The organism is Flavobacterium sp. H122, assembly GCF_004959765.1.
In the GTDB taxonomy this organism is placed as follows: Bacteria; Bacteroidota; Bacteroidia; order Flavobacteriales; family Flavobacteriaceae; genus Flavobacterium.
In genome coordinates this window covers 155,093-177,879 of record NZ_SJZD01000001.1, presented here as the reverse complement: position 1 = coordinate 177,879, position 22,787 = coordinate 155,093, and the positions used below count along the sequence as shown (strand labels likewise).

The following is a 22,787-nucleotide window of genomic DNA, read 5'->3' as shown; positions in this document are numbered from 1 at the left end:
AAATAAACAAAATATTAAGGAGGACATTAGTCCTCCTTTTTTATGGCTCTTATTGTAAGCCAATTCTTGGGTGTTTTAGGTATCCCGAGTACAATAAGTAAAATTAGGGGTAAACACCAATTGGCTGATCTTTCAATAAATTCAACAAATTCTTGTCCAGAGATTGGTCGACTCAAAGCTGTGAAAAATGCCCAAATAATTGCCCAAAGTACTATAATTCGGATAGGAAAAATTAAAACACAAATGGCTACAATTATATCAAGTATTCCTATATAAGGCATTAGTTTAACAGCTTGTGATTTAGTAAAACCGAATGTTGTTATTAATGGAATCCATTTAGGATTGATATTTAGTGCTACTATTCCATGACCCAGAAATGTGCCGAAAACACCAACTCTTGCAAATTTTTCAATAATGCTATTCATTTTTCTATTCACGAACTAATATTGAGCTGTCTTTTTGATTACCAATTTGAATTTCAAAAGCATAAACCCCTGATTTTAAAGATGAAGCATTATATTCATAAGTAAAATCTGTGTTTAATTTATTAACTTTTTCTGTCATTATTAGTCTGCCCTTAATATCATAAATAGCAATTGTACCCTCACCTGTATTTGGAGAGCTATATTCTACTTTAAAAGTTTCTTTAACTGGGTTAGGGTATACTTTTATCGGATAGAATGTTTGCTTTTGTCTTTGTGAAAGTTGATTTGGTTTATTGATACAAAAGTTGTCAATAGCAACATTACTATCATCGTAAACAGTTCCACACATTGAAGTAGCTGTAACATCAAACATTACATAATGATAATCAGATTTGAAAGCTTGTAATAAAGATGAGCTTCCTGCCGAATATAAAGGTGCTCCGGCACCACCACAAACAACCTGACATCTGCCTTCAGTTGGTAAACTTCCATAATTAGCAACAGGTGCTGTTGTGCTAACATTTCTGTTTATAGGCTTGAAACGCTCATATAAATGATCATGACCTGTTAGTATCAAATCTACCCCATAATCATCAAAAGCTTTAAACCAAGTGTTCCAATAAGCATCCATTTCTCCTGCATGAGGACCTACTGTGTAAAATGGTCTGTGGAAAGAAATGATTTTCCATTTTTTGCTGTTATTTGCAGCTAATGTTGAAACTAGCCAATTGTATTGCGCAGTATCAGAGGGTGATTCAGAATTTAAACAGATAAAAATCGCTTCACCATAATCTACTGAATAATATAATTCAGTTTGTGGAGTGTTGTTTTTTGGTAAATCAAAAATATTCTGATAGTACGATGCAGATGCAACATCATGATTACCTTGTGCGTGTAGAATAAGTTTGTTACCAATTAAATTTGATCCGTTATCAAACCATGCGTTCCATTGTGACGCTGAACTTCCTGTATCAACAATATCTCCGTTGAAAACAACAAAGGCTGGATTTCGGGTATTTGTTAATGTTGAAATAGTATTCCATACACCTACGTTTGTTCTACTGTCACCAACGGCAGCAAATGTAAAAGTATCATTACTTAATGCAGGACTTGTTGTGTAAGTTTTTTGTGCACTCCATACTCCTGAAACAGAATCATATAATGAATAATATACGATTGAATTAGCATTTAGTGTACCAGGAAATGTAAAACTGAAAAATTTGTTGGTTGATGAAGAGTACCCGGAGCGTGAAGCGACGTTACTTGTTCCTTGCTCATAGGCTGTTGTATATCCCCATTTTATTTGGTCTGTTGTTGCAGTTGTTGAATTAGTCCAGGAAATTGTCAATCCTTCCAGAGGATTTTTTGTAGTCCCCCAGCGAATGTGTTTTTGTGTTACTGATGGAGCTGATGTAGTATTCCCTATCAATTCTAAATCAAAACTGATATCTGAACTATTAGCAGCATTTTGATGAATTTCAACTGCTATAGTATTATTTCCAGTTATAAAAGTATTGGCAGATAAAGTTGTTGTTTGAAAAGTTCCTCCATCATCACTGGCTAGAGATGCTAAAGTGGTGTAAGTGGCATTTGCTGCTAAATTGTTGCGATAAACTTCTGTTCCGTTTACATAAACAGCCACACCATCATCTCTTTTTACTTTTAGAGTGTAATTTAAAAATAGTGAAGCATCTACTATTGAAAATGTTTTTCTAAAATAGGTTGTGATATATTTCTTTGAAGAGCTTGAGCCATAGCTTACCACAGTGGCTTCGTCACCATCACCATAACCTAATTGTGCATTTCCTTGTTTCCAATTTGTTTCATTGATAGTTGTAGCTCTCCATGCAGTTCCTTGATTTGATCCGTTGTCTAAGTATTTCCAACTGGATCCAGCATTGATTAATGTTGTTTGTGCTAACAACAAGCCATGTGTGAATACACATAGAAATGTTAAATAAATTTTTTTCATAAAATTTGGTTTTTTAGTTAACCGTAAATATAAAAAATAAGAATTTTCTTATAATTATTTTATTGTTATTCTTTTGTAAATCAATAGAAATCATTTTTATTATTTCCAAAATGAATTTTATTTGGGTTTTATAACATTTTGTTAAATTTTTTTAATATGTATTTGGAAACCAAATATTAATTACTTTTGTGTGGTAAAATTTAAACACGCACAATACAATGAAAATAGCCGTAGTAGGTGCTACCGGTATGGTAGGAGAAGTTATGCTTCAGGTTTTGACTGAAAGAAATTTTCCGGTAACAGAATTAATTCCTGTTGCTTCTGAAAAATCTGTTGGTAAAGAAATTGAATTTAAAGGTAAATCATACAAAGTAGTTGGAATGCAAACTGCAATTGATATGAAACCAGAAATTGCAATTTTTTCTGCTGGAGGTGAAACTTCTAAAGAATGGGCGCCTAAATTTGCAGCAGCAGGTACTACAGTTATAGATAATTCATCGGCTTGGCGTATGGATCCTACTAAAAAACTGGTAGTTCCTGAAATCAATGCTTCTTCGTTAACAAAAGAAGATAAAATTATTGCAAACCCTAATTGTTCTACAATTCAGTTAGTGATGACTTTGTCACCATTACACAAAAAATATGATATCAAAAGAGTTATCGTTTCTACGTATCAATCTATTACAGGGACTGGGGTTAAAGCAGTACGTCAGTTAGAAAACGAATATGCAGGTGTTCAGGGAGAAATGGCATATAAATACCCAATTCACAGAAACTTAATTCCGCAGTGTGACGTTTTTGAAGATAACGGTTATACTAAAGAAGAAATGAAACTTGTTCGTGAAACTCAAAAAATTCTTGATGACAAAACGATAGCAGTAACTGCTACTGCAGTTCGTGTTCCGGTTGTAGGAGGTCACAGTGAAGCCGTAAATGTTGAGTTTGAAAATGATTTTGATGTTACGGAAGTACGTACAATGTTACACCATACATCAGGGATTACTGTCCAGGATAATATTGACACATTTACGTTTCCTATGCCGTTGTATGCTGAAGGTAAAAATGATGTATTTGTTGGCCGTATCCGTCGTGATGAGAGTCAGCCAAATACTTTAAATATGTGGATTGTTGCTGATAATCTTCGTAAAGGTGCAGCAACAAATGCAGTTCAAATTGCAGAATATTTAGTTGAACATAAATTGGTTTAATGTTCATTAATTTAAGAAAATAATTCCGTTTAGTTGTAAGATTAAACGGAATTTTTATATTTGCACCAAATGAATAGAAAAATAAACATATTTAGTTTTTCTCTGCTTGGAGTGTTATTGTTTGCAATAACATTTCAGTCAGTCCATTCATTTGAGCATTTAGTTGAACAATTAAACAAAGAACATTGTCAGCATAAATACGATCATTCCCATGCTGTAATATCCCATAGTCATCATGATTTTGACGACTGTTTTGTATGTGATTACAGTTTTAATAATTTTACTTTTACAGACTTTATTTCTTTTGAAAATCCGTTTTCGAGAGATTACGATACTACCTGTTTGTTTGGTTACGTTGAAAAATTAGTTTTTTTCACCGGTAGTTTAATCAATCTTAGAGGTCCTCCTGTTTTTATTGCATAAATATTCAAGTATTTTATACTCAAAAATTTTTCAATAAAAACATATTCATTAAAATGAAATCAATTTTTTATGCCCTATTATTAGGGTTTTCGGCTATGGTTTATGGCCAATCTTCACTAAAAGGAAAGGTTACAGATGAAAATAATCAACCTGTTCCTAATGTTGCTGTCAGTCTTCCTGAATTACATATTGAAACAAAAACTGATTCTGAAGGAAATTATTTTTTTAAAAAATTGGCCAAAGGAACATTTACAATTCTCTTTGTCCATGAGCAATTTGACGAAGTTACCTCAACTATTACTTTGAATAAAGAAGAAACTGTTTTTAATACTCAATTGCATGAAGCCCATTCACACCATATAGATGAAATTATGGTTTCGACATCGTTCAATAAGGCTCAGAAGCAGAATGTAATGAAAGTAGAACATAGTTCCATAAAAGCTCTGCAGCAAAAAGGAGCAGCTACTTTAGCGGAAGGATTAGCTACAATTCCCGGCGTGGCAAATGTTTCAACAGGAACTTCAATAGGCAAACCTGTTATCAGAGGTTTAAGCGGGAACAGAGTATTGGTTTATACGCAGGGTGTCCGTTTGGAAAATCAGCAATTTGGTGATGAACATGGATTAGGGCTTAGCGATAACGGAATAGAAAGTGTGGAAGTCATCAAAGGACCTGCATCACTATTATATGGCTCGGATGCTCTTGGAGGTGTTTTATATTTCAATCCGGAAAAATTTGCAGCTCCAAAATCGTATTCGGCAAATCTCAGCCAAAAATATTTCAGTAATACACAAGGAAGCACGACTTCTTTTGGATTGAAATCATCTTCTGATAATTGGAATTTTTCTGTGCGGGGTGGTTACAATACACATTCCGATTATAAAACTGCCGACGGTGAAAGAGTGACAAATTCCAGATTTAATGAAACCGATGCGAAAATTGCTTTAGGTTATAAAAACTCTAAATTTTCTTCAGTTTTTAGATACAACATCAATGATTTGGTTTTAGGATTACCTGAAGAAATTAATAAACAAACTACAACAAAAACTCCTGATTATCCCAGACAAGGAGTTTTAGGGCAAATTGCCAGTTTGCATAATACTTTTTACCTGACAAATTCAAAAATCGAAGCAGATTTTGGTTATATTTCAAATAAGCGTAAAGAGTTTGAAGATTCGCCGGTAGCTTTACTTGACATGAATTTACAAACGTTTAATTATGATTTTAAATACTTTTTGCCAAAATTTAACCGTTTCGAAACAATTTTTGGAGTTCAAGGTATGCATCAAACCAATGAAAACTCTGGAGAAGAATTGTTGATTCCAAATGCTGAAACAAACGATTTAGGAGTTTTGGCAACGACTATGTATTCCTGGAATAAAAATGCAATTCAGGCTGGTTTACGTTATGATACCCGAAAAATAGCAACCGAAAATCATGGAGTAGAGGGTGAAGAAGGTTATTTTAAGGCTATCGACAAAAATTACCAAAGTTTTAATGCATCAATAGGTTATAAAACATCAATCAAAGACAATTTTACACTTCGTTTAAATGTCGCCAGTGGTTTTAGAGCTCCTAATTTAGCTGAGTTGACTTCAAACGGTGTGCATGAAGGTAGTAATCGCTACGAAATTGGAAATTCCAATTTAAAGAATGAGCAAAATGTTCAGGCTGATATCAACTTAGAATATGGTACAACTCATTTTGAAATTTTTGCAAATAGTTTTTACAACCATATCAATAATTACATTTTTATTTCTCCTGCCGGGGCTGTAATTGATGATAACAATGTATACGAATATATTCAGGCAAATGCTGAACTATTTGGCGGTGAAATTGGATTGCATATACATCCGCATCCTATGGATTGGCTGCATATTACATCCACTTTTGAAAGTGTGACCGGTAAAAAAGATAATGGTGATTATTTACCTCTGATTCCTGCGAACAAATTCACTAACACATTTCGTGCTAATTTTGATATAAAGGAATTTGTTAAGGACGTTTATCTTTCAGCGGTATACGAAACAAATTTCAATCAAAAAAATATTTCAGAATTTGAAACCGAAACACCCTCTTATTCATTGTTAAATCTTGCAGCAGGAGGAAGTTTTAATCTGTTGAAATTAAAATTTGACTTTTCATTTAATGCCAATAATATTTTAAATAAAACCTACATATCACACTTGTCAAGATTGAAAGCTGATGGAATACCAAATATTGGAAGGAATCTGGTTTTTTGTTTGAATTTTAATTTTTAACGAAATTCTAACAAATGAAAATGTATTTTTGTTTGAAATCACCTAAAAAATGAAAAAAACAGTACTTACTCTAGCTTTAGCATTTACAATGACAATTTCGGCACAATCTAAAAAGCCAATGAAAGGGATTATATATCCTTCAACAAAAAAAATAGAACATACAGATAATTATTTTGGAACTGAGGTTAAAGATCCTTACCGCTGGTTGGAAGACGACCGCTCTCCTGAAACGGAATCATGGGTTAAAGAGCAAAATAAGGTTACTTATGGCTATTTAGAGCAAATTCCGTATAGAAATGCCTTAAAAGGAAGGCTTGAAAAAATGTGGAATTATGAAAAAATAAGTGCTCCGTTTGTTGAAGGTCAGTTTACTTATTATTATAAAAACAACGGGTTGCAAAACCAGTGGGTGGTATTCAGAAAAGATAAATCAGGGAAAGAAGAAGTATTCCTTGACCCAAATACATTTTCAAAAGACGGAACGACTTCTTTAGCTGGAATTAATTTTTCAGAAGATGGGAGTAAAGCAGCTTATCAAATTTCAATTGGAGGATCTGACTGGAGAGAAGTGATCATAATCAATGCAATTACTAAGGAAGTATTGGAAAACAAATTGGTAGATGTAAAATTCAGCGGTGTTTCCTGGTATAAAAATGAAGGATTTTATTATTCCAGTTATGATAAACCAAAAGGTAGCGAACTTTCTGCCAAAACTGACCAGCATAAACTATATTATCACAAGTTAGGAACTACTCAAAAAGATGATAAAGTTGTGTTTGGACAGGATCAGAAAAGAAGATATGTAGGCGGACAAGTAACGGAAGACAATAAGTATTTAATTATTTCTGCAGCAAATTCAACTTCCGGCGGAGAACTGTATATTAAGGATTTGACAGTTGAGAATAGTCCTATTGTTACCGTTTTAAATAATTTTGATACTGATACCGACTTTTTAGACAACAGAGGTGATCAATTATATTTTGTAACCAATTTTAAAGCACCTAATAAAAAAATTGTATTGGTTGATGCAAAAAATCCACAAATTGAGAATTGGAAAACAATTATTCCTGAAACTGAAAATGTATTGAATCCAGCTACAGGATCCGGATACATCTTTGCCAATTACATGAAAGATGCAATTTCAGAAGTAAAACAGTTTGATTTTGACGGTAATCTGATTAGAACTATTCAATTGCCGGGTGTAGGTACAGCCGGAGGTTTTGGCGGTAAAAAAGAAGATAAAGAATTATACTTCGTATTTTCCAATTATTATACACCGGGAAGTACTTTTGCGTTTGACCCGAAAACGGGAGAATCTAAAGTGTATCAAAAGCCCAAAATTGATTTTAATCCAGAGAATTTCGAATCAAAACAAGTGTTCTTTACTTCTAAAGACGGTACAAAAGTTCCTATGATTATTACCTATAAAAAAGGAATCAAGTTAGATGGTAAAAATCCAACAATGCTTTATGGTTATGGTGGATTTAATGCAAGCTTAACGCCTAGTTTTAGTATTTCCAATGCATTATGGTTAGAAAATGGAGGTGTTTACGCTGTTCCTAATTTAAGAGGTGGCGGAGAATATGGAAAAAAATGGCATGATGCAGGAACAAAAATGCAAAAGCAAAATGTGTTTGATGATTTTATCGCTGCTGCGGAATATTTAATTGCAAATAAATATACGTCAAAACAGTTTTTAGCAATCCGAGGTGGTTCAAACGGAGGATTGTTGGTAGGAGCAACTATGACACAAAGACCTGATTTAATGCGTGTGGCTTTACCTGCAGTAGGAGTTATGGATATGCTGCGATACCACACATTTACAGCTGGTGCAGGTTGGGCTTATGATTACGGTACATCAGAAGACACTAAAGAAATGTTTGAATACATTAAAAACTATTCTCCGGTTCACAATGTTAAAAAGGGAGAACAGTACCCGGCAACATTAGTTACAACAGGAGATCATGATGATAGAGTAGTACCGGCACACAGTTTTAAGTTCGCTGCAGAATTGCAGGACAAGCAAACCGGTGCAAATCCTACACTGATCAGAATTGACATTAACGCCGGACATGGGGCTGGAAAATCTATAGCTGCAACTATTCAGGAAAGTGTGGATATACAGGCTTTTACACTTTGGAATATGGGAGTTGGCAAACTTGATATTAAAAAGTAATTAATAAAAATTGACTTAAAAAGCTGTCTCAGGAAGGCAGCTTTTTTATTTGGGAATGATCAGAATAGTTGATCAAAATGCTTTTAAAATAGAAGACTTTCGGGGTTAACTTATATAATTCCAGATATTTTTCTTTTTTCCTAATTCAATAAAGACTTCGCGTAATTTTTGATGTTCAGTTTTTTGCATTGAAGGATCCTCTTTTAATAATTTTACAGCATAATGACGTGCTAACTGTAAAATATCCTTATCCTTGACTAAATCGGCAATTTGAAGATTTAAAACGCCGCTTTGCTGTGTCCCCATTATATCTCCCGGACCACGAAGTTTTAAGTCGACTTCGGCAATTTCAAAACCGTCATTTGTTTTGCACATGGTTTCCAATCGGATTTTACTTTCGTTACTCAATTTATGTCCGGTCATTAAAATACAATAACTCTGTTCCGCTCCACGGCCCACACGGCCACGCAGCTGATGCAATTGAGAAAGACCGAAACGCTCGGCACTTTCAATAATCATCACTGAGGCATTGGGAACATTTACACCCACTTCAATAACAGTTGTGGCAACCATGATATTGGTCTTTCCTTCAGAAAACCGCGTCATCTCGGCATCTTTTTCAGCAGGTTTCATTTTGCCGTGGACAATAGAAACCGAATATTTTGGTAATGGAAAATCTCTGGAAATGCTTTCGTAACCATCCATCAAATCTTTATAATCCAAAGTTTCAGATTCCTGAATCAATGGATATACAATATAAATCTGTCTTCCTTTTTCGATTTCATCCCGAATGAATTTCCAAACCTTTAACCGGTTGCTGTCATAACGGTGTACCGTTTGAATTGGTTTTCGCCCGGGAGGCAATTCATCAATTACCGAAATATCCAAATCACCATATAAACTCATTGCCAATGTGCGTGGAATAGGAGTTGCGGTCATTACCAAAACATGGGGTGGGATTTCGGCCTTTTTCCATAATTTACTTCTTTGTTCCACTCCAAATCGATGTTGCTCATCAATAATAGCAAGCCCTAAATTTTGGAATTTTACTTTGTCTTCTAAAATGGCATGTGTACCCACAAGAATATGTAAATTTCCGTTTTCCAATTCTTCGTGAATAATTTTTCTATCTGAAGTTTTAGTTGAGCCGGTGAGTAGTTTTATGTTTAGTCCTAAAGGTCTGGCCAATTCTGAAATACCATTAAAATGTTGTATAGCCAGAATTTCCGTTGGAGCCATGATGCAAGCCTGAAAACCGTTATCAATGGCCAAAAGCATACTCATTAATGCCACAATCGTTTTGCCTGAACCTACATCTCCTTGAAGCAAACGGTTCATTTGTGCGGGATTACCCAAATCATTTCGGATTTCTTTCAATACCTTTTTTTGAGCATTGGTAAGATCAAAAGGCAAATGTTTCGTATAAAATTCATTAAAATAATAACCGACATTTTCAAAGGCATGACCCTTTATTTTATGTTTACGGACTAGATTCTTGGAGATTAGCTGTAATTGAATGAAGAACAATTCTTCAAACTTTAATCGAAATTGTGCCTTAGATAAAAGTTCCTGGCTTTTAGGAAAATGCACATTGAATAAGGCCGCATTTTTTGGAATTAATTGTAATTCTTCCAAAAGATATGCTGGTAATGTTTCTGTAAACAATGCATGGGTTTCAATAAAGAGCTGCTGCATCATTTTATTGATGACTTTATTGGAAATTCCTTTGTTGGAAAGTTTTTCTGTAGATGGATAAACAGATTGCATGGCACTTCGCAGACTTGCTTTATGTTCTTCGAGTAGTTCCATCTCAGGATGAGGCATCGAAAACTGACCATTGAAATTGTTGGTTTTTCCAAATATCACATAGGGAACATTTATTTTTAAACTCTCCCGAATCCATTTAATACCTTGAAACCAAACTAATTCTACTTCGCCTGTATCATCAACAAAAGTAGCCGACAAACGTTTTTTTCCTTTGCCGAATTCAACCGTTTTTACGTGAATGATTTTACCAACAATTTGAACTTCGCTATTGCCGGGAATCAATTCGTTGATTTTGTAATAACGGGTTCTGTCAATGTAGCGGTTGGGGTATAAGTTAACTAAATCGGCATACTTATGTATGTTCAATTCCTTGCGTAACAGCTCACCACGTTGCGGGCCTACACCTTTTAAATATTCTATTGGGGTTTCCAGAAGATTGTTTTGCATTTAAAACAAATTAATCCATATCATTTAACAAATCAGATATCAGTCTTTCAGCCACAGGGGTGTTTAATTTTTTTAATTCCTGAATTATTTTTTCTTTTTCTTCATTACTATTTTGAACACGCTTTTTTTCAAATGCTTCTTTTTTTGCATTTTTAAAGAAAAGTTCATCCGTCCATTCATTGCGTATACCGTCAATTACTAAATGAATCCGGTCTTTTGTACCTCGGTTAGCAACTGAGTGCGTAAAATTAGCATTTATATACCAGCATTCACCTTCTTTCATTATAAGTCTGGTATTATCCAGTATAAATTCAACTTCTGAATTTGTGATAATCGGGATATGTATTCTAAAACTGCCGTCTTCGTAACCTAAGCAATAATCTTTATGTGGTTTGATTTCTGCACCAACAGATAAACGGAGAAGTCGGACAGATGTTTTTTGGAACTCAAACTGATTGATTACTTCTTTAAAATAGGGACAGCTATCTAGAATTTCCGTAAATACTACTTCGTCATTGTTTGATGGTAAAGCATAAATAGTAGCAGATTTTCCTCCTTGTGACATTAAAGCAATAGAATCCCAGTCACCCGAATAATCATTAGTATTATAATGTTTTACCCAATTATCTGATAAAATTTTGCTTGCATCGTTTTTGAGAAGCTCTATATCAAAAAATAACGGGAATTGTATGTATCTAACAAGCTCTGTCATTTTTTAATCTCTTAACCATTTTATCATTTTAGGAAAAGCAATATCTTTTTTTATTTCATTTGTTTCACTAGTAGTCAAACCCATCCATTCCAGAAGAGGCAATCCGATGTAATTGCCACTGGAATAGTTTTCAATTAACCATTCCGACTGATTTTTGTATCCATTGGGATGAAAAACTAAATCTATAGGAAGATTCAAATGCTCCGATGCGGCAAATGACCATAACATTGCTGCTATTTCATCCCCTTGGGTTGGCCATTCCTCAGGCATTTCATTTGTCCCGATTAAATTTCTTTGGAAGCTTGGAGTAACAGCTAAATGTCCGGCTTCATGTAAAATATCTCCAGGATACAATAATTGGCCAAAATCTATTTCTATACCTTTACTACTTAGTGCCAATCCAGGTAAAAAAGTATCTTTTGGTAATTCCTTTTCCACTGTTGTAATGCCTATTTTATTTAAAAAATTTAAAATTTCGGCTATTTCTTTAGTTTCTTTAGCTGTACCCATAAGAATTTTTAATTTGGAATTAAATCACAATACCAAAATCCATAATCAAAAGCTGTATCATCAGTAACCGAGTTGCAGACTTCATTAGAATCATCGGTTTTTGGTCTTTCATATTTACGGTGCACAATTTCACCAATTTCAAAATCAATTGGTTTAGAGAAAATTGGTCCGTCAAAAGTAAAAGTATGAAATTCTCCGTTTTCACCACAAACATCAACTTTGTCCGGTAAATCTTTTATAAACTGTTCATCAATCACACGTCCTACAAACGATTTGTCTAAATTTCGTTCATTAACACAAGTGACAATGGTTTTAAAACCTAAATCCAAAAATTCGTGTATAAGTTCTTTTGTATCTCTTTTCCAAAGTGGAAAAACACCGGTAAAACCTATGTTTTCAAGTTTTTCTTCTCTGTATTTTCGTAAATCTTCTAAAAAAATATCTCCAAAAATGGAATGTGTAACTCCATTGTTTTTAAAATCTGTCAAGGTATTCCGCATCACTTCCTCATAAATTTCCATGGTAGGCATTTCGGGGATTTCCATTTTATGTAATGATAAACCAATGCTTTTGGCTTGCTGTTCCAGTAATTCGGCACGGACACCATGCATTGATATCCGGTTGTATTGTTTGTTTACACTGGTCAGTAACGAAACGATTTCGTAGTCGTTTGATTGCAGAATTTTGTACAATGCAAGTGCTGAATCTTTTCCGCTGCTCCAGTTAAAAATGGCTTTTGGTTTCAAATCTTAAAATTTAGTGTAAACTTACAAAAAGTCGGAAAATCCAACTATTTTTGATGTACACAAAATAAAACTATGCGTTATTTTTTTCTATTATTTTCTGTTATTGCTTTTGGTCAGCAACTTGAAAAAGTTGATTTTACTAATATGAATGCTCATGTTAATTTATATCCTTCTGAAAAACTGATAAACGGTAATGTTCAGTATGATTTTGAAGTAAAATCGAAGATTGATACAATTAAAATTGATGCTAAGAGCATGACTATAACTGATGTTTCCATAAATGGTAAAGTTGTAAATTTTAAAAATAACGGAAAAACCTTAAACCTGTTTGAAGGATATAAAGTAGGAAAAAATCAAATCACATTTTTATACGAAGCAAAACCCAGACAAGCGCTTTATTTTGTAGGGTGGGAAGCAAATTCCGGATCAGAGCAAATTTGGACACAAGGACAGGGGAAATATACATCACATTGGTTGCCGAGTTTTGACGATGTGAACGAAAAAGTAATATTCAACCTGTCTGTTTCTTTTAATCCTTTCTATCAGGTTATTTCCAATGGAAAGCTGATAAATACTTCGATGAATGAAAAGGGCAGTGCCAAAGTATGGAAGTATGAAATGCAAAAGCCCATGTCATCTTATCTAGTCATGCTGGCAATTGGCCGGTTTGATTTTAAAACGCTTTATTCAAAATCGAAAATTCCTTTAGAACTTTATTATAAACCTGAAGATGCTTCTAAATTTGAATGGACTTATAAATATTCAAAACAGATTTTTGATTTTTTGGAAAAAGAAACCGGTTTTAAATATCCGTGGGAAATCTATAAACAGGTTCCTGTTCATGACTTTTTATATGCCGGCATGGAAAACACCACAGCAACATTATTTGCACAGGATTATGTAGCGGATGAAATAGGTTTTAATGATCAAAGCTATATTAATGTGAACGCTCATGAGTTGGCACATCACTGGTTTGGTGATTTGATTACTGCTAAAGAAGGCAAACACCATTGGTTGCAGGAAGGTTTTGCAACGTATTATGCTTTGTTGGCAGAAAAACATTTGTTTGGCGATACTCATTTTCAATATGAATTGTTAAAAAATGCCGAAGAAATCCAAAAAGCATCAAAGTACGACACTATTCCAATTTTGAATGAAAAAGCAAGTTCGCTGACTTTTTATAAAAAAGGAGCCTGGGCACTGCATTATTTAAGAGAAAGTATTGGTGCTGAAAAATTCCGTAAAGCTGTAAAAACATACCTTAAAAAATATCAGTTTAAAACAGTGGATACCGATTGTTTTTTGGCTGAAATAAAGAAAGTATCGCCAAAATTCAACACTGAAAATTTTAAAAATGAATGGTTGGAAGCTAAAACTTCTGATACTCAAAAAGCTATAGCCATGATGAGTAAAAATAAAGTTATGAGTCAGTATTTTGAATTGCAAAAATTGCAGAATCAATCTTTTGAAAGTAAAAAGGGTTTGTTTTCAACTATTTTAAAATCAAATAAATATTATATTTTATCTCAAGAAATTATTTATCAATTAATTGATGTTCCTTTTGAACAGAAAAGAGAATTATTGCAATTGGCAATAAAGTCAAACGATTTAAAAATCCGTCAGGCCATTGCCGAATCAACCAGAAAAATTCCAGTTGAATTTAAAACCGAATATGAGAGTCTGTTAAATGATAATTCTTATGTAACCAAAGAAATTGTTTTTCAGCAATTATGTGATCAATTTCCAGAAGAAAGAGCTAAATATTTAACAGCGACAGAAAGTATAATTGGCAATAATGATAAAAGCTTCAGAACGATTTGGTTGTTATATGCCTGTTTGGATAAAGATTTTAAGCCAGAAGAAAAACCAAAATTTTATAATGAATTGATAAATTATACCTCAACTCAATATGATGCAACTGTTAGGAAAAATGCGTTAGAAATGCTTTTACAGCTTAATCCAACAGATGAAAGAGTATTGACATCATTAGTCAACGCTACAACACATCACAAATGGCAGTTTGTGGCTTTTGCTAAAAATACAATCCGTGGAATGCTTAAAAAAGAAAAATTCAAAAAAGTATTTACGGAATTATTACCTAAATTGAAGGAGAGAGAACAGAACTTTTTAAAAGGGGAAATTAAGTAGATTTAACACCTGACAGGTTTACAAAACCTGTCAGGTGTTAATTTATATCATCTGTCCAACTTCTTTTTTCAAATAAGCCAAAGCAATGGTTGTAGGTGATTCCTGTTCTACTAACTGTATTAAAATAGTTTCACGAAGTGAGTCTGCCGTTGTAATATCGTCACGTTTTGCAGTTTTTCTAACGTTTTGGATAATAGTGTTTTTTGCTGTTAAAATCACATTCCAGCAATCATCAGTGATATAGATCTGTTGTGCAAGATTGTGCTCATATTCTTGTTCAATATGCTCAATAATAAAGGCTTCATAATGATTTTTGTCAGCAGAAAAAGGGGCTACTCTAACCAATAGTTTTGCAGGATTGATTCTCTCTAAAAAAATAGACATGCGCTCATAAGCCTGTAGTTTTAATGGCAAAGCATCTTTTTGAGTGTTTTTCATCAATAAAAAACTCCTTCTTTTTTCTTCGTTTTTAAAATAAGATTCAAAAAGGTAATAAGCTACACCGCCTGTGATTAATGATGGTAGTGTATAAGCAGCGATTTCAATTATTTTATCAGTAAGCATATAGTTTTATTTTTTTACAAAAATAGAAGAATAAATTATTCAGAAAGATTGTTTTTTCTCTTAAAATACCAATACATAGGAATTCCGGTCAGAATCAGTAACATACCTAATCCAGCTTCGCGGGGTCTTGTGATAACAGTATTCATAAACAATCCGAAGCAGAATAATATAAATATTGCCGGAACAATGGGGTAGCCCCATACTTTATAAGGACGTACAGCATCTGCCATTTTTTTTCGTAAAATAAAAACTCCCATTGCTGTTGCTCCGTAATAAATGAAAATCGCAAAAATAATCATGTCGGTCAATTGGTCAAATGAGCCCGAAAGAATTAGGAGGCATGCCCAAACCGCCTGATATAATAAGGAATTTGCAGGAACCTGACTGGAATTAATTTTGGAAACAGGTTTAAAGAAAAGTCCTTCTTTAGCCATTGCATAATAGGTTCTGCAGCTTGCCAGAATAGTCATGTGTGTACAGCCAAGTGTGGTTATCAATATCAAAACGGATATGAATAGCTTGCCACCGGTTCCCCAAAAACTTTCTATAGCTGCTATTGCTGCAATTCCGTTGGGTTCAGATGCAATTTTCGATAATTTTTCAATAGGCAGTAATGATAAATAAACCATATTGACAATTAGATAAATGGTAATTACAGCACCAACACCGATAGCTATCCCTTTTGGAATATTTTTTCCGGCATCTTTAATTTCACCTCCTAAAAAACCTATGGAAGCCCAGCCTTGATATGCCCAAAAAGCCGCGAGCATTGCAGTGAAAAAAGTACTTACAGTTGCCGTATTGCTGTTAGAATTTAACTGAAATGCATTTGAAATATTTGCATTAGGAGCGGTAATCCCAAAAAGCACAATCACAGCAATCCCAATAATAACTAAAATCAAAATGAATTTACTTATCGCTGTGCCAAATTTTACACCGAAGAAATTTATCCAGGATAATATCCCGATAAGTACGATTGCAGTTACTTTTACTGTGAAATTTTCAAACGGATAAAAAATACCGCCGATTGAAAACGTTTTATAATCGGCAAGTAGTTCCGGAAGTTGAAGAATAGTGTTCAAAGATTGTGAAAACACATATGCTAAAGATGATATAGCTGCCGTTTGTACTACAGTGAACGCTGTCCATCCATACGAAAATGAAAAAAAGCGGTTGTAAATCTTTTTGTAATAGTTGTATTCGCCTCCGGTATCTGAGAGTAATCCCGCAACTTCGGCATTGCAGAGTGCGCCAAAAAGTGTGATGATACCTGCAACCAGCCAGGCTGCTAAAATCCAAAGTGAGGAATTGAGTTCAGCCGCCATTGGAGCAATTTTTTTATAAACACCTGAACCCAGAACATTTCCTATGACAATAACGACCACACTGGTAAGGCCTAAAGTCCTGTTTAGTTGATTATTATTTTTCATTTATCTAATTTGTTGTGAATATACATTTTTTGATTCAAAACAAAAGATAAAAAATTATTTAAAGGTTGTATTTAATAAGTTTGAAACGTACTTTTGGACTTTCGATTTTGGTTATGATTCAAGAGATAATTAGTAAGTTAAATGACGCTCAGCAAGCTCCTGTTTTACAGAAAGATGGGCCAATGATTGTGATTGCAGGTGCGGGTTCCGGTAAAACCAGAGTATTGACAGTCCGTATTGCCAACCTGATGAGTCAGGGGGTTGATGCGTTTAATATTTTGTCATTAACGTTTACCAATAAAGCCGCACGTGAAATGAAAAAACGTATCGCGGATATTGTGGGTAATAACGAAGCTAAAAATCTTTGGATGGGAACCTTTCACTCGGTTTTTGCCAAAATTTTACGTATCGAGTCAGAAAAATTAGGCTATCCTTCCAATTTTACCATTTATGATTCTCAGGATTCCGTCCGATTGATAGGTCAGATTATCAAGGAGATGCAATTGGATAAAGATATTTATAAACCAAAACAGGTTTTAAGCCGTATTTCACAATATAAAAACAGTTTGATTACGGTTAAAGCGTATTTCAATAATCCCGAATTGCAGGAGGCAGATGCCATGAGTAAAAAGCCTCGTTTGGGAGAGATTTACCAAAATTATGTGGAGCGTTGTTTTAAAAGCGGTGCTATGGATTTTGATGATTTATTATTAAAAACCAATGAATTGCTAACACGCTTCCCAGACGTATTGATGAAATATCAGGACCGTTTCAGATATATTTTGGTGGATGAGTATCAGGATACCAATCATTCACAGTATTTAATTGTACGGGCGCTTTCAGACAGGTTTCAAAACATTTGTGTGGTGGGAGATGATGCCCAAAGTATTTATGCATTCCGTGGCGCGAACATTAATAATATTTTAAATTTCCAAAAAGATTACGAAGGGGTTAAGATGTATCGTTTGGAGCAAAATTACCGTTCGTCAAAAAATATAGTAGAAGCAGCCAACAATGTCATCGACAATAATAAAACCAAGCTGGATAAAATTGTTTGGACAGCCAATGAGGAAGGTCCAAAAATTAAAGTCCACCGCAGTTTGACTGATGGTGAAGAAGGCCGTTTTGTAGCTTCTACCATTTTTGAGGAAAAGATGCAAAAGCAAATGCACAATGGTCAGTTTGCTATTTTATACCGTACCAATGCACAATCGCGTGCAATGGAAGATGCTTTGCGTAAACGCGATATTCCATACAGGATTTACGGAGGTTTGTCATTTTATCAACGCAAGGAAATCAAAGATGTTTTGTGCTATCTGCGTTTGGTTATAAATCCTAAAGATGAAGAAGCATTAGTTCGTGTCATTAATTATCCGGCAAGAGGAATAGGGGATACCACTGTAGAAAAACTGACAGTAGCGGCGAATCACTATAAACGTTCCATTTTTGAAGTGATGGAACATATTGATAAAATTGATTTAAAATTAAACTCAGGAACCAAGCAAAAATTACAGGATTTTGTGATGATGATTAAGAGTTTTCAAATTATCAATGAAAATCAGGATGCGTTTTATTTAACCGATCATGTAACCAAAAAAACTGGATTAATTCAGGAACTTAAGAAAGACGGAACTCCTGAAGGTATTGCCCGTATTGAAAATATTGAGGAATTACTAAACGGTATCAAAGATTTTATCGAAGGACAGAAAGAAGTTGATGGTGCCCGTGGTTCTTTATCTGAATTTTTGGAAGATGTGGCTCTGGCAACCGATTTGGATAATGATACCGGTGATGATGACAGAGTGGCTTTAATGACTATTCACTTAGCGAAAGGGTTGGAATTTCCAACCGTTTTTATCGTAGGAATGGAAGAAGATTTGTTTCCAAGCGCGATGAGTATGAATACCCGAAGTGAATTAGAGGAAGAACGTCGTTTGTTCTATGTTGCACTAACACGTGCTGAGCATCAAGCTTATTTAACGTATGCCCAATCGCGTTATCGTTGGGGAAAATTGGTGGATAGTGAGCCTTCACGATTTGTTGAAGAAATTAATGATCAGTATTTGGAATATTTGACTCCGGTTGAGACGAATTATCGTTACAAACCAAGTATTGATGTGGATATTTTTGGAGATGTGGATAAGTCAAAATTGCGTCTCACAAAACCGGTATCGGGTACGCCTCCTAAATATATTAGTGATAATGACCCAAAACCGAATCTAAACATCCGTAAGTTAAAACCGGTTTCCGGTAATGCCGGCGGAGGAAATACTAATCTGTTTGACAGTAAACTGACTGTTGGAAATATTGTTATGCATGAACGTTTTGGTAAAGGACAGGTTTTAAATCTTGAAGGCGTTGGTGCCGATAAAAAAGCGGAAATCAAGTTTGAAGTCGGGGGAATCAAGAAATTATTACTTCGTTTTGCAAAGTTGGATGTAATTGGTTAATTTTTCTAACATGAAGTATTTGGCTCTATGAACTAAAAAACAAATGAGTTGTTGATTGTTTTTTGTAGGATAATAATTGTAAAATATATCAAGTTAATTATATATTTACAACCTATCTCAAAAACTAAAAAAATGATCAACCCAAAAACTCTAAAACAAAGTAACTGGTTTACTAAATTTTCATTATCTTTTTTATCTATAGTAGGAACAGTGAATCTGGTCTTATTTATAGTAATGCCTTTATTACCTTTTAAATTATCCAAGTATGTTTTGCCTTTCGGTTTAAGTAGTATGGCATTAGCTATTTTATTTTCAATTGGATTTTCTATTTATTGGCATTTGAAGGAAAAAAAAGGAAGTTTTAATTCTGAAAAATGCCACCTTTGGTTAACTTCATTATTACGTTTTTGGATTGCATTGCAAATTTCAAATTATGGTTTTGAGAAAATAATGGGAATCAATTTTGCGCCTTCATTTAGTGCCGGTGATACACCAGCTGGCCTTTTAAATGGTCAGCAATTAACGTGGATTTATTATAGTCATTCATATGGAATTTCAATTGTTATAGCATTTTTCCAAATTGTAGGAAGCTATTTTTTATTATTTAGAAGGACAATTTTATTAGGAGTTGCGATGTTGTTACCAGTAATGTTTAATATTTTATTAATAAATATTTTTTATGGTATAGGTTTAGTTGTTGCATTTACAGCTACTACAATGGTTTTAGGATTGACCTACTTATTGTATCAAAGAAAAGACGAAATATTGGAACTATTCAAAAGATTTGAAAACAATTTGCCTTCCGTAGGGAGTAAAAGTTTTAGAAATATAGCCAAGGTTTCCTGCGTTCTGATTCCGGTTTTGTTTCTGACACAATATAAAAGTAAAGTATATGCTTCTTCTAAATATTTTGGAAAATGGAATGTAGAAACTATGACACGTAATGGAAAATTGATTGCTGAGGATGCATGGGAAAAAGACACAACAGCATGGAAAAATATCTATTTTGAAGAAAGAGGTAAATTGTTGTATACGCCAAACCCTTATAAATATGACGATAATACGTCTATCTTTATGAAGTATGATTATGATGCTGATAAAGATGTTATAAAAGTAATTGCGTTCGATAAAAACCCAGAGAAACCGGATACGATTCCTGTTCAAATCAATAAATTTAAAGGGAATTCAATGGAATGGAATATGGTTTTATATAAGGATACTATCCAAATGAAATTAAAAAAAGAATTGTAAAAAGTAAGAAAAAGACTTAACTTTATATCTCAAAAGAAGCTTTAGGCTTATTGCTTATTGCTTATTGCTTAAAGCTAAAAATATGGCTCAATTCATTAAAATATATCCAGAAAATCCTAACGAAAAAGAAATTGCAAAAGTGATTAAAGCGCTGAAAGATGGTGCTTTGATTATTTATCCTACAGATACGGTTTATGGTTTGGGATGTGATATTACAAATACTAAAGCTTTGGAACGTATTGCTAAAATAAAAGGTGTAAAGCTAGAGAAAGCCAATTTTTCTTTTGTCTGCAGTGATTTAAGTAATATTTCAGATTATATCAAGCAAATAGATACTTCCACTTTTAAGATATTGAAGAGAGCTCTTCCGGGGCCTTATACGTTCATTTTGCCCGGGAATAATAATCTGCCGAAAGAATTTAAAAAGAAAACAACAGTAGGTATTCGTGTTCCGGACAATGAAATTGCATTGGAAATTGTCCGCAAACTGGGAAACCCAATTGTTTCTACCTCAATTCATGATGATGATGAAATTCTGGAATATTCAACAGATCCCGAATTAATTTTCGAAAAATGGCAAAATTTAGTAGACATAGTTATCGATGGTGGTTATGGTGATAATGAAGCTTCAACCATTATTGATTTGTCAGAAGGAGAACCCGTCGTTATCCGGGAAGGCAAAGGAAGTCTCGATATTTTATGATTAAATAAATAAAAAAAACAGGCTGTTTTTACAGCCTGTTTTTTTTTATTCTTCTTCCTCACTTTCAGATTCGTAACTGTCTATTTCTTCCTCATCATATTCATCATCTTCCTCCTGTCCAAATTCAAAGAAAGAAAAAACAGATCCACCATAGTTTTTGCTGAAAGAAAAATTTTCTTTTTGTTCCAGATTGGTAAATTTGGAATGTTCCAGTATCATCATACCATCAGCTGAAAGCAGATTATTTTCAAAGACTAAATCTACTATCCTTTCAAAATCTTTTTGCTCCAAACCATAAGGCGGATCAGCAAAAATGATATCATATTCCGTTTTATTTTTTTCTAAAAATTTAAAAACATCACTCTTAATAGGAGTAATGTCCATGTCAAATTCTTTAGCTGTTTTTTTAACAAAATTCACACAGCCAAAATCAGCATCAACACTAATGATAGCATCAGCACCACGGGAAGCAAACTCATAGCTTATATTTCCAGTTCCCGAAAATAAATCTAAAATTTTTAAATCACTGAAATTAAAGTAGTTATTCAGAATATTGAAAAGTGCTTCTTTAGCCATATCGGTCGTTGGCCGTACCGGTAAATTTTTGGGAGCAATGATACGTCTTCCTTTGTATTTTCCTGAAATTATTCGCATGCGTGAATAAGTATAAAGTGTTGTAAATAATCTTTCTGCGAAATGTTTTTTTCTAAATCATTATGTTCAAAAAACAAAGAAACATTTCTAACATATTTATAAGCTATTTGATATAACTCACTTTCTTTAGAAACCTTCCCGAAGAGTTTCAACTGAAATGTTTCGGGATTCAATTGAAGCTGTTCAGCCGTGAAAAGCAAATAGTAAATAAAATCTTCTTTGGTTTCATATTCAAAAGTGTTATACAAAAGAAGTTTTTGATTTTTAATCGCAATCAATTGAAAATTATGCTCTTGAAAATGAACATAGACTTGCGGTTCATCAATATTTTTACACAAATCCAGTATTTTCTTAACTAGAATAGTTGAAGAATGTTTGTAGTTAAAACTCCCGAATAAATCAATTAAAGCGTTATTAACGGTTACATCAGGAATATATACATTATTCATTTCATAGTTGGAAATTTCATCATAAGTGATAAAATCATTTTCAAAGACTTTCACATTATACTGTAGATAACTTCCTAATGAGTTCTCATCAAATAAAACCTGTGGTACAAAAGTATTTAAATGATTATTGTGCAGTACCAAAACATCGTCAAATCCGTTTTGAAGGATTTGTGTATTTTTTATGAAATTGATGGCTTTATTTTCTGCTTCGGCAAAAGAATGCGCATTTTTCAATTCATAATTACCAAAAGTTTCGATATTCTTATTCAATGTATTTACTATACAAAAAGAAACTTCCTGAGGCGAAATCTGTAAAATTAATTTAGAATATTTTTTATCAAGAATGTTAGATGATGATGTCTGCATCGATTTATTTCGGTTTTAAGCAAAACTACAATTTTTTGGTCAATTTAAAGTTACCAAATGATGTCTTTTATCTTAGAGAAATCGTTTAAAAATGAATTATATTTGAAAAATAATTTTCTTAAGAA

At 33.5% G+C, this 22,787-nt stretch carries 18 protein-coding genes; 8 read left to right on the top strand and 10 right to left on the bottom strand.

Annotated elements, in window-relative coordinates:
• Positions 1-26: 26 nt before the first annotated feature.
• Together EZM65_RS00915 and EZM65_RS00910 are read right to left on the bottom strand one after the other, a co-directional pair.
• Positions 27-425, bottom strand: a complete 399-nt coding sequence (locus EZM65_RS00915; RefSeq protein WP_136666638.1) for a hypothetical protein — start codon at positions 423-425, stop codon at positions 27-29.
• A 4-nt stretch (positions 426-429) separates the two neighbouring features.
• A complete protein-coding gene (locus EZM65_RS00910) occupies positions 430-2,397 on the bottom strand; it encodes a metallophosphoesterase (protein ID WP_136666637.1) in 1,968 nt (655 codons plus the stop codon).
• 218 nt (positions 2,398-2,615) lie between these two features.
• Here EZM65_RS00910 and EZM65_RS00905 point away from each other — a divergent pair, with 218 nt between their 5' ends.
• From EZM65_RS00905 to EZM65_RS00890, 4 genes are all read left to right on the top strand, one after another.
• Positions 2,616-3,605 carry an aspartate-semialdehyde dehydrogenase gene (locus tag EZM65_RS00905; RefSeq protein ID WP_136666636.1) on the top strand — a complete coding sequence of 330 codons (990 nt, stop codon included), beginning with the start codon at positions 2,616-2,618 and terminating at the stop codon, positions 3,603-3,605.
• 69 nt (positions 3,606-3,674) lie between these two features.
• Positions 3,675-4,028, top strand: coding sequence for a hypothetical protein (locus tag EZM65_RS00900; RefSeq protein ID WP_136666635.1), 354 nt, complete (start codon positions 3,675-3,677; stop codon positions 4,026-4,028).
• Positions 4,029-4,081: 53 nt separating this feature from the next.
• Positions 4,082-6,289, top strand: a complete 2,208-nt coding sequence (locus EZM65_RS00895; RefSeq protein WP_136666634.1) for a TonB-dependent receptor domain-containing protein — start codon at positions 4,082-4,084, stop codon at positions 6,287-6,289.
• 49 nt (positions 6,290-6,338) lie between these two features.
• On the top strand, positions 6,339-8,465 hold the full coding sequence (locus EZM65_RS00890) for a prolyl oligopeptidase family serine peptidase (protein ID WP_136666633.1): 2,127 nt from the start codon (positions 6,339-6,341) through the stop codon (positions 8,463-8,465).
• 105 nt (positions 8,466-8,570) lie between these two features.
• Here EZM65_RS00890 and recG read toward each other — a convergent pair whose 3' ends face one another.
• Genes recG through EZM65_RS00870 form a run of 4 tightly spaced genes read right to left on the bottom strand, consistent with a single transcriptional unit; the run spans position 8,571 to position 12,647 of the window.
• Complete coding sequence (recG, locus tag EZM65_RS00885; RefSeq protein WP_136666632.1) at positions 8,571-10,679, bottom strand: ATP-dependent DNA helicase RecG; 2,109 nt, start codon at positions 10,677-10,679, stop codon at positions 8,571-8,573.
• Positions 10,680-10,689: 10 nt separating this feature from the next.
• Complete coding sequence (locus EZM65_RS00880) at positions 10,690-11,391, bottom strand: aspartyl/asparaginyl beta-hydroxylase domain-containing protein (RefSeq protein WP_136666631.1); 702 nt, start codon at positions 11,389-11,391, stop codon at positions 10,690-10,692.
• A 3-nt stretch (positions 11,392-11,394) separates the two neighbouring features.
• On the bottom strand, positions 11,395-11,901 hold the full coding sequence (locus EZM65_RS00875) for a hypothetical protein (RefSeq protein WP_136666630.1): 507 nt from the start codon (positions 11,899-11,901) through the stop codon (positions 11,395-11,397).
• Positions 11,902-11,909: 8 nt separating this feature from the next.
• Positions 11,910-12,647 carry a diphthine--ammonia ligase gene (locus tag EZM65_RS00870; RefSeq protein WP_136666628.1) on the bottom strand — a complete coding sequence of 246 codons (738 nt, stop codon included), beginning with the start codon at positions 12,645-12,647 and terminating at the stop codon, positions 11,910-11,912.
• Positions 12,648-12,719: 72 nt separating this feature from the next.
• On the opposite strand from EZM65_RS00870, the gene EZM65_RS00865 reads away from it, so the two are divergent.
• Complete coding sequence (locus EZM65_RS00865) at positions 12,720-14,795, top strand: M1 family metallopeptidase (protein ID WP_136666627.1); 2,076 nt, start codon at positions 12,720-12,722, stop codon at positions 14,793-14,795.
• Positions 14,796-14,837: 42 nt separating this feature from the next.
• Here EZM65_RS00865 and EZM65_RS00860 read toward each other — a convergent pair whose 3' ends face one another.
• Both EZM65_RS00860 and EZM65_RS00855 read right to left on the bottom strand, forming a co-directional pair.
• On the bottom strand, positions 14,838-15,359 hold the full coding sequence (locus EZM65_RS00860; protein WP_136666626.1) for a hypothetical protein: 522 nt from the start codon (positions 15,357-15,359) through the stop codon (positions 14,838-14,840).
• Positions 15,360-15,394: 35 nt separating this feature from the next.
• On the bottom strand, positions 15,395-16,789 hold the full coding sequence (locus EZM65_RS00855; protein WP_136666625.1) for an APC family permease: 1,395 nt from the start codon (positions 16,787-16,789) through the stop codon (positions 15,395-15,397).
• Between the two features lie 113 nt (positions 16,790-16,902).
• On the opposite strand from EZM65_RS00855, the gene EZM65_RS00850 reads away from it, so the two are divergent.
• The 3 genes from EZM65_RS00850 (at position 16,903) to EZM65_RS00840 (ending at position 21,193) form a co-directional block, all read left to right on the top strand.
• Complete coding sequence (locus EZM65_RS00850; protein ID WP_371682983.1) at positions 16,903-19,239, top strand: ATP-dependent helicase; 2,337 nt, start codon at positions 16,903-16,905, stop codon at positions 19,237-19,239.
• A 132-nt stretch (positions 19,240-19,371) separates the two neighbouring features.
• Positions 19,372-20,490 carry a hypothetical protein gene (locus EZM65_RS00845; RefSeq protein ID WP_136666624.1) on the top strand — a complete coding sequence of 373 codons (1,119 nt, stop codon included), beginning with the start codon at positions 19,372-19,374 and terminating at the stop codon, positions 20,488-20,490.
• Between the two features lie 82 nt (positions 20,491-20,572).
• Entirely contained in the window at positions 20,573-21,193 is a 621-nt protein-coding gene (locus EZM65_RS00840; RefSeq protein WP_136666623.1) for an L-threonylcarbamoyladenylate synthase, read from the top strand.
• A gap of 45 nt (positions 21,194-21,238) precedes the next feature.
• Here EZM65_RS00840 and rsmD read toward each other — a convergent pair whose 3' ends face one another.
• Together rsmD and EZM65_RS00830 are read right to left on the bottom strand one after the other, a co-directional pair.
• Complete coding sequence (gene rsmD / locus EZM65_RS00835; RefSeq protein ID WP_136666622.1) at positions 21,239-21,847, bottom strand: 16S rRNA (guanine(966)-N(2))-methyltransferase RsmD; 609 nt, start codon at positions 21,845-21,847, stop codon at positions 21,239-21,241.
• Entirely contained in the window at positions 21,838-22,662 is an 825-nt protein-coding gene (locus EZM65_RS00830) for a DUF3822 family protein (RefSeq protein WP_136666621.1), read from the bottom strand. The genes rsmD and EZM65_RS00830 overlap by 10 nt, the downstream gene beginning before the upstream one ends.
• Positions 22,663-22,787 lie beyond the last annotated feature (125 nt).